Genomic DNA, 955 nt, shown 5'->3' on the forward strand with positions numbered 1-955 from the left:
TGATTTANNCNNNNGCTGAACTTNNATCATCATGTCCACCCTCCAATGCCACTTTTGAAGCCACCTATCGCCCAACAAAAAACAGGCTTCCTCATCATCGAAGCCCGACGTTGTCCTTTCCATAAAACAAATGGCATTCTAGTTGATATTTTACAAAAATTATACGTTTATGCAAGCATTTCATCCACATCCCCAGCAAACCATGGATGCGAGAAGGAGGAATTCGATACCGCTTCCGTAAATGTCGTTCCCTTCCCCGCGCCACCTTCTTAAAATAAAAAGCACTCCAAAGGTGAAGTGACCCCTGTCAAGTAGACAGGAATAAAAAAGCACATTTAAGCAGCCTGAGTCCGATATTCATAAGGACTCAGGTTGTGTAATTTCTTTTGGAAACGATGGTGGTTATAAAAACGAATAGATTGGTGTACGGCCTCCTTCACCTCTTCGGCCGTGCGGAAAGAGTATAGATTAAAACACTTTGCCTTGAAATGGCGGAAGAAGTGTTCCATGCAGGCATTGTCCAAACCGTTTCCTTTTCTGGACATACTGGCTTTTATATTGTATTTTTTAGCACGTTGTTGTATCAACGGATGTATATTGGAATCCTTGATCACTATGTAGGAGGAGTCCATTGACATTTCGTTTTTTATAGCCTTTTTTAGCGTGTCGATGACCAATTTGATGTCGTTTCAACCCCTCATAGTTAAGATACAAACGCTCGAAAGGCTCTTTCGGACTTCGAATTAGAAAAGTTTCAATCCCTGATAGTTAAGATACAAACTTTTGTTCCGTGATAGAACCATCTGGAATTTGGCCGTTTCAATCCCTGATAGTTAAGATACAAACCTGGAACCTGTTCGCCATGTTGGCGGAGTTCCTGATGTTTCAATCCCTGATAGTTAAGATACAAACGAAACAGCAACATGACGCTTGTTCCTCTTCTAAAGCGTCATGT

At 41.4% G+C, this 955-nt stretch carries 1 protein-coding gene; it reads right to left on the minus strand.

All coding sequences use genetic code 11. The annotated features are described in order from the left end of the window. Window positions 1-335: 335 nt before the first annotated feature. Window positions 336-638 carry an IS3 family transposase gene (locus B6A27_RS19380; RefSeq protein WP_080862603.1) on the minus strand — a complete coding sequence of 101 codons (303 nt, stop codon included), beginning with the start codon at window positions 636-638 and terminating at the stop codon, window positions 336-338. Between the last annotated feature and the right edge of the window lie 317 nt (window positions 639-955).

It is taken from the genome of Anoxybacillus sp. UARK-01, assembly GCF_002075365.1.
Lineage (GTDB): Bacteria > Bacillota > Bacilli > Bacillales > Anoxybacillaceae > Anoxybacteroides > Anoxybacteroides rupiense.